At 69.8% G+C, this 6,887-nt stretch carries 7 protein-coding genes; 5 read left to right on the plus strand and 2 right to left on the minus strand.

Going from position 1 to position 6,887, the window contains the following annotated elements:
- Positions 1 to 155: 155 nt before the first annotated feature.
- On the minus strand, positions 156 to 362 hold the full coding sequence (locus G6026_RS10800) for a hypothetical protein (protein WP_182613182.1): 207 nt from the start codon (positions 360 to 362) through the stop codon (positions 156 to 158).
- Between the two features lie 216 nt (positions 363 to 578).
- Between G6026_RS10800 and rarD the strand changes: the two genes are divergently transcribed.
- Complete coding sequence (rarD, locus tag G6026_RS10805) at positions 579 to 1,484, plus strand: EamA family transporter RarD (protein WP_241725786.1); 906 nt, start codon at positions 579 to 581, stop codon at positions 1,482 to 1,484.
- Between the two features lie 40 nt (positions 1,485 to 1,524).
- On the opposite strand, the gene G6026_RS10810 is transcribed toward rarD, so the two are convergent.
- Entirely contained in the window at positions 1,525 to 2,634 is a 1,110-nt protein-coding gene (locus G6026_RS10810; RefSeq protein ID WP_241725788.1) for an alpha/beta hydrolase, read from the minus strand.
- Between the two features lie 59 nt (positions 2,635 to 2,693).
- Here G6026_RS10810 and G6026_RS10815 point away from each other — a divergent pair, with 59 nt between their 5' ends.
- The 4 genes from G6026_RS10815 to G6026_RS10830 all read left to right on the plus strand — a co-directional run.
- Positions 2,694 to 3,680 (plus strand): ABC transporter ATP-binding protein, encoded by a 987-nt coding sequence (locus G6026_RS10815; RefSeq protein WP_182613183.1) that lies wholly within the window; start codon positions 2,694 to 2,696, stop codon positions 3,678 to 3,680.
- The gene (locus tag G6026_RS10820) at positions 3,677 to 5,257 is read left to right on the plus strand and encodes a hypothetical protein (RefSeq protein WP_107756146.1); all 1,581 of its coding nucleotides are present in this window, start codon (positions 3,677 to 3,679) and stop codon (positions 5,255 to 5,257) included. Before G6026_RS10815 ends, G6026_RS10820 begins: the two co-directional genes overlap by 4 nt.
- A gap of 94 nt (positions 5,258 to 5,351) precedes the next feature.
- Positions 5,352 to 6,227: a serine hydrolase domain-containing protein gene (locus tag G6026_RS10825; RefSeq protein ID WP_182613184.1), complete on the plus strand. Its 876-nt coding sequence runs from the start codon at positions 5,352 to 5,354 to the stop codon at positions 6,225 to 6,227.
- 204 nt (positions 6,228 to 6,431) lie between these two features.
- Positions 6,432 to 6,887, plus strand: a 456-nt coding sequence (locus tag G6026_RS10830) for a DUF3145 family protein (RefSeq protein WP_182613185.1), incomplete at its 3' end; no start/stop codon positions are given.

Here is a 6,887-nt window from a genome sequence, read left to right on the forward strand (position 1 = left end):
CCACTTCTAGGGGCTTGACCTCACCCCAATCGATTAAGTCGAGCGGGAGGCCCACGCACGCGTGATTGCGCGGACCTGCGTCTAGCAGTAGCTCTTTGTACTGGCGGTGGATCGGGGCTCGGATGTCGCTACTTTTGTCCCCGGAGACGGCGCGCTCATCGGTCGATCTCGTTCAGTTGCGGACGCCGCCAGCGGTCAGGTGAGCGATGCCACGCCCGAAGACGCGAGGCAGCAGTTCGGCGCTGCGCGACGAACTGCTCACCCAGCTTTACTATCGTCGCGTCCGCCTCGTAAAGGCCCACCAGCTCGTCCACCTGCGCCGGGCTCAAAATGGTTCGAGTCATCTCATTTGCGCGCACCATCCGCCCCCGCGAGTCCTCCACAGACGGCTCCAGAGGCCTTCGATCCCGCCGGTAGACCCCGGCGACCTGAGAGAAGCCACCGTTCTGAAGGCCTGGCAGGGGTTCTCGAACTCTCTCCGGAGGTTCACCAAGACGTGCCCCCCGCTCCGCTGATGAGACGGCGACCGCGTGCGGGCCTCCACCCGCACCGGGCCGGTCGACTATATGTTCTTCCCCATGAATCGGACGGGGGCCATCGGCGATACCGCGCGCGGGGCTGGTTCCGTGGTCGTGGCGTCGAGCCTGTTCGGCCTGATCTTCTACCTCTCCGGGGTGATCGACGCCTCGGCCGAGGTGATCTTCGGGTGGCGGATCGTGGTGACCTTCGCCTGCTACAGCCTCGTGTTGATTTTCCCCTCGGGACGCGCGATGGCCCGTGACTCGTGGGCGGCCCTCACGCGGACGTGGTGGTCTCCGCTGGTGTTCGGGCTGCTCTGCGCCCTGGTCGGGGTACAGCTCTGGCTGTTCTCCTGGGCACCGCTGCACGGCCACGCCCTGGATGCGTCGATCGGGTTCCTGCTCCTGCCGCTGGCCCTGGTGATCGGCAGCCGGGTCGTCCTCAAGTCGCGCGTGTCCACCTGGCAGTGGGTGGCTGTGGGGATCGCCGCCGTCGCCGTCGTCGTCAACATCGCGGTCACACCGAGCGTGTCCTGGGTGACGCTCGTGATCTGTACGGGGTACCCGGTCTACTTCGTCGTTCGCCGCCGTGTCGGCATGGACGCGCCGATGGCGTTCGGGTGGGAGGTCGCCGCGCTCACGCCTGTCAGCGGATGGTTGATCTGGTCCGGCACCCAGCATCCGTCCTCGGTCGCGGGCACCGTCGCGCTTCTCTCGGTGGGCCTCGCCGGGGCGGCGGCGATGGCGGCGTACCTCGCCGCGTCGCGGTTGCTCCCGCTTCCCCTGTTCGGGCTCCTCGGGTACCTGGAACCGGTGCTGCTGGTCGCCGTGGCGTTCGCGCTCGGGGAGACGATCCGGGGGGTCGACACCGTCACCTTTGTCCTGCTCGGCCTCGCCCTGGCCCTGCTCGCGGCCGAGGGCTACCGGGCGGACCGACGCGTCCGGTCTACCGGTGCGACACCGTAAGCGGGTCGACACCGTGACCGGGGCGACTCTCGGCGAGGGTTCAGTACGCCAGACCCATCCGCAGCGCGCCCACCGCCTCCGACAGCGCGGCGCGGGCGAGTGGGGTCGCGCCGACGGCGTTGACGAACGGGTGGACCATCGTGGAGTGCCGCCGGAGCGAGACCTTGACCCCGGCGTCGGCCATCTTCCGCGCATACGCCTCGCCCTCGTCGCGTAGCGGATCGAAGCCGCCGGTGGCGACGTGCGCCGGGGGCAAGCCGGAGAAGTCCTCGGCCAGCAGGGGGGAGGCGCGGGGGTCGAGACGGTCGGCGTCCGACCGCAGGTAGGTGTTCTCGTAGAAGTCCATGTTCTTCCCCGTGAGGAAGAACCCCTCGCCGAACAACTCGAACGAGCGGGTCCGCGCCGACATGTTGGTCGCGGGGACGAACAGCAGCTGGAAGTCGGGGGTCTTCTCACCCGCATCGCGGGTCTGCTGACACACCACCGCCGCCAGGTTGCCGCCGGCGCTGTCCCCGCCCACGGCGATTCGCGTGGGGTCCACCCCGAGGGACTCGGCGTTGTCCCGCACATAGCGGAACGAGGCCACGGCGTCCTCGGCTGCAGTGGGGAAGAGGAACTCGGGGGCCAATCGATAGTCCACGCTGAGCACCTTGAGGCCACCCATGCGGGCGATGTACCGGCAGGTCGCATCGTGGGAGTCGATGCTCCCGAGCACCCAACCGCCACCGTGGAAGTACACGAGCATCGGCAGAGGATCATCGCCGTGGACGGGGGAATACAACCGGGCCGGGAGGTCGACCCGGGCGGTGTCGTCGCCTGGACGGCCGGTGCCGGCGAGCGGCAGGACGAGGTCCTTGACGACGGCGAGCTCGATCCGGTTCCCCGAGACGGTGTACGCCGACCGCTCGACGGTCTCGCGCGCCTGCTCGAGCGGCATGTCCTCGTACTCGCCCTCGGACAGCAGGGACATCACGCGGACCCCGGCCTGGAAGTGCGGGTCCAGCACCTGACCATCGATTCGTCGGGGTGCGCCGCCGGCCAGCTGGATCACCGGACCGGGCAGCGAGCCCGAGGCGGTCATGACGGCCTTGGTGAGGCGGTCGGTGATCGAAGGGCGGAAGGTCCTGTGTCCGGACATCGGAGAGAGCATTGCCACATTGTGCCGAGGATGGAGAGGATGGTCGGGAGGATTCGACGAAGGGAATGGTCATGCGTTCAGATTCGGACCCGGTGGTGCACGTCGAGGGCCTGGTCAAGACCTTCGGGGCCACGCGGGCGCTCGACGGCCTGGATCTTCAGGTGCGCCGCGGCGAGGTACACGGTTTCCTGGGACCCAACGGGTCCGGCAAGTCCACCACCATCAGGATCCTGCTGGGCCTCATGCGGTCAGATTCCGGACGCGCGACGCTGTTCGGGCGCGACCCGTGGAGGGACGCGGTCGACCTTCACTCCAGGTTGGCGTACGTCCCGGGGGAGGTGACGCTGTGGCCGCGGCTGACCGGGGGCCAGTGCATCGACATCCTGGGTCGGGCGCTGGGGGGACTGGACCCGGCACGCCGCGCGGAGTTGATCGACCGCTTCCGCCTGGACCCGACCAAACGCACCCGCGACTACTCCAAGGGCAATCGGCAGAAGGTCTCGCTCGTCGCCGCGCTGGCGTCCGGAGCCGAGTTGCTGGTCCTCGACGAGCCCACCTCCGGGCTCGACCCGCTGATGGAGCAGGTGTTCCAGGACTGTGTCCGGGAAGCAGTCGACGGCGGTTCCACCGTGTTGCTCTCCAGCCACATCATGGGCGAGGTCGAAGCGCTGGCCGATCGGGTGAGCATCATTCGCGACGGCCGCACGATCAGCTCGGGCACCCTGGGCGACCTGCGTCGCCACACCACCACCGAGGTCCACGCCGTCACCGACACCGACCCCCGCGCACTGGAGGCCGTCGACGGGGTCGACGGTCTGCGGTTCGAGTCAGCCGGGGACGGGCGCTTCGACGTCCGTTGCCACGTGCCCGCCCAGCGGCTCGGCGAGGTGACGGGGATCCTGCACGCGGCCGGGATACACACGCTCACCGCCACCCCGCCCAGCCTGGACGACCTCTTCCTCAGCGCCTACTCGGGCGCGGGGGCCGGTGAGGGATCCACAGCCGGACCCGCAACGGGACCCGCGGATGCGGGCACGACCGGTGGCGGTCCACAGTGAGCTCCGCGCTGGCCGGCACCGGCCTGCTGGTGCGGATCGACCTGCGGACGGGGTGGCGGTCCGCGGCCGCGTGGGTCGTCGGGTTGGTCGCGCTGTACCTGGTCACCGGCGTCTCGGTCGCCGCGCTGTACGACACCCCGGAGAAACTCGCCACCTACTCGGCCTCCCTCGGCGAGGCGATGGTGATGCTCAACGGCCGCGTGGCCGGACTCGACACCCTGGGCGGGGTGATGATGAACGAGTACGCGTCCATCGCCTCGTTCGCCATCCCGATCATGGCGATCGCCCTGACCGCCCGGTCCACCCGCCGGGAGGAGGAGACCGGCAGGACGGAACTCCTGCTGTCCGCCAGGACGGGTCGGCTCGCCCCGGTCACGGCAACTCTCGTCGTCGTCGCCGGTGTCTTCCTGCTCCTCGGCGCCGGGATCTGGGCGTCGACCCTGGCCATCCCGGTCGACCGGGCCGGTGCCGCGTTCTATGCGGCCTCTATCGTCGCCACCGGGTGGGTGTACGCCGCGGCCACGGCGGTGCTCGCGCAGGTGGTGGCCCACAACCGCACCGTCTGGGCGGCCGGCCTGACCCTGGCCGGCCTCACGTTGGTCCTGCGAGGCATCGGGGACACCAACGAGAACTGGGTGAGGTGGACATCACCACTGGGGTGGCTCGGTCTGGTGCGTCCGTTCGGTGATCCCTCTGCCCTCCCGCTGGTCGTGGCCGTGGTGGCGGCCGTGGCGCTGTCCGGCACCGCTCTGTGGCTCTCCGGACGCCGCGATCTCGGGGAGGGGTTGGTCCCCGCCCGCACGGGACCTGCCGCGGCCTCGAGGTGGCGGTCATCCGAGCTCGGCGTGGCGGTCCACCAGCACCTCGGCGCACTCATCGGGTGGACCCTCGGGGTCGTGGCGCTCATGACCATGTACGGCGCCCTGATGAACGTCGTCGTCGAGGCGATCGTGTCCAACCCCGCCCTCGCGGGCTTCCTCGTCGAGTCCCCGGCACTCGTCGACTCACTCGTGCAGATGCTCGTGGTGTTCGTCGGTATCCTCGGCGCCGGATTCGCCCTGCAGACCCTCGGCGGATTGCGGGGTGAGGAGACCTCGGGGCGGCTGGAGCTCGAACTCGCGGCCGGCCGCTCCAGGTGGTCGGCGCTCGCGCTGCACACCGCGGTCGTGGCCGTGGGAGCCGCAGTTGTCGTCGCGGCGGGGTCCGCGGCGTTCGGCCTGGCCACTGCCGTCGCCCTCGACGACCCGGATTCGGTGGGTCGGATCGTCGGGGCCGGATCCTGGCAGGTGCCCGCCGCGATGGTGTTCGTCGGCCTGTCGGTCGCCCTGTTCGGACTGGTGCCGCGCGCTCAGGCGCTGGCCTGGGCGGTGTTCGCCGTCTCGGCCGTCGTCACGTTCATGGGACCCACCCTCCGGCTCACCGAGTCTCAGATGCGCCTGTCGCCGTTCGGTGCGGTGGGTCGGGCACCCGTCGGGCCGGTCGACACGGTGGGGGTGATGGTGCTGCTGGTTCTGGCGGTGGCCCTCGTGGGCGCGGGGGTGGTCGGGTTCCGTCGGCGCGACGTGCCGCGGACGTGACCCCGGACGGGGCGGCGGAACTGACACACTGACCCCGCACCTGTAGACGATCCGGCCGGCGGCGGCCCGATCTGCCATCACCCGGGAGGATCACATGTCGGACGAGTTCGATCGAGACCGGTTGCATGCGGCGTTGGCGGTGGTCGAGGACTGGCCGGTGGACAACGTCTCGGCGGCGGTCGTCGGTGCGGAGGGGGCCCTGGCCGTGCGCGGCGACGACACCCGCGTCTATCGGCTCGCCTCGGTGACCAAGCCGATCGTGGCCGTCGCGGCACTGCTCGCGGTCGAGGAGGAGGCGATCTCCCTCGACGAGGCCGCCGGGCCCGAGGGGTCGACCGTACGCCACCTGTTGGCCCACGCCTCGGGCCTGGACTTCAGTGATCGCGACAAGGTCCGCGCCGGGCCGGGGGAGCGGCGCATCTATTCCTCCGCGGGCTTCGAGGTCCTCGCCGACCACATCGCGGAGGCCACCGGGATCGCGTTCCCCGACTACCTCACCGAGGCCGTGTGCCAGCCGCTCGGGATGGGGTCGACGGCTCTCGAGGGATCGGCCGGGCACGGAGCGTCGGCCAGCCTCGCCGACCTGATCTCCTTCGCGACCGAACTCGTCGCCCCGACGCTCCTCGCGCCCGAGACCCTCGAGGAGGCGGTGACCGAGCAGTTCCGCGGCCTCGACGGCGTCGTGCCCGGGTACGGCATGCACAAGCCGTGCCCGTGGGGCCTGGGGTTCGAACTCCGTGACGCCAAGCACCCTCATTGGACGGGCCAGCACAATTCTCCCGGGACCTTCGGGCACTTCGGGCAGTCCGGCACGCTGCTGTGGGTGCAGCCCGAGATCGAGACGGCCCTGGTCGTGCTCACCGACCGTGACTTCGGGGACTGGGCCAAGCCGCTGTGGCCGGAGCTGTCGGACCGCGTGGTGGATGCCGCCACCCGGCGCAGTCGTCCGGAGGATTCACTCGGAGGCTGATCGCCCAGTGTCCCCGACACGCCGCCCGGGACTCACACCGGCGGGATTACGGTGCTGTAACTTTGCTGAGAATGCAGAAGTGTCGCTGGTGTAATTCCATCACTTGAGGCACAGTTGTCTACTACAACCACATACGAATCATCGTTCACACGATTTCGCGAGGTCGTTGGGGAAGACGTCCCTCAGTGAGTCGGGAGTGAAGCGATGTCTGATCTGAACCATTTCGCGGATACGACGACAGGTGTGGTGTTCATCCATGCCGCGCCCACCGCGTTGTGCCCTCACGTCGAGTGGGCTCTCGCGAGCACGCTCGACGCGTCGTCAGCTATGCGGTGGGAGGACCAGCCGGCCCAGCCGGGCGCCCGCAAGGCGATCGTCGACTGGATCGGTCCGGTCGGCACCGGTGCGCGCCTGGCCGAGTCGCTGGCCAAGTGGTCGATGCTGGCCTTCGAGGTCACCGAGGACCCGAGCGACCTCGTCGACGGCGAACGCTTCTCCCACACCCCCGAACTCGGGATGTGGCGCGGCCAGACCGGCGCGAGCGGTGACGTGGTGATCGGCGAGAACCGGCTCCGGCACCTCATGGCCGCCGGTCCCGCCGCCTTCCATTCCGCGGTGGACGCCGAACTCGGGACGGCGTGGGACCGCGCCCTCGAGCCA

Origin of the sequence: Dietzia sp. DQ11-38-2, from assembly GCF_014145055.1 — a bacterium.
In the GTDB taxonomy this organism is placed as follows: Bacteria; Actinomycetota; Actinomycetes; order Mycobacteriales; family Mycobacteriaceae; genus Dietzia.

Coding starts and splice junctions, on each gene's coding strand:
- rarD (WP_241725786.1), top strand. CDS start 579: ATGAATCGGACGGGGGCCATCGGCGATACCGCGCGCGGGGCTGGTTCC.
- G6026_RS10815 (WP_182613183.1), top strand. CDS start 2,694: ATGCGTTCAGATTCGGACCCGGTGGTGCACGTCGAGGGCCTGGTCAAG.
- G6026_RS10825 (WP_182613184.1), top strand. CDS start 5,352: ATGTCGGACGAGTTCGATCGAGACCGGTTGCATGCGGCGTTGGCGGTG.
- G6026_RS10800 (WP_182613182.1), bottom strand. CDS start 362: ATGGTGCGCGCAAATGAGATGACTCGAACCATTTTGAGCCCGGCGCAG.
- G6026_RS10810 (WP_241725788.1), bottom strand. CDS start 2,634: ATGCTCTCTCCGATGTCCGGACACAGGACCTTCCGCCCTTCGATCACC.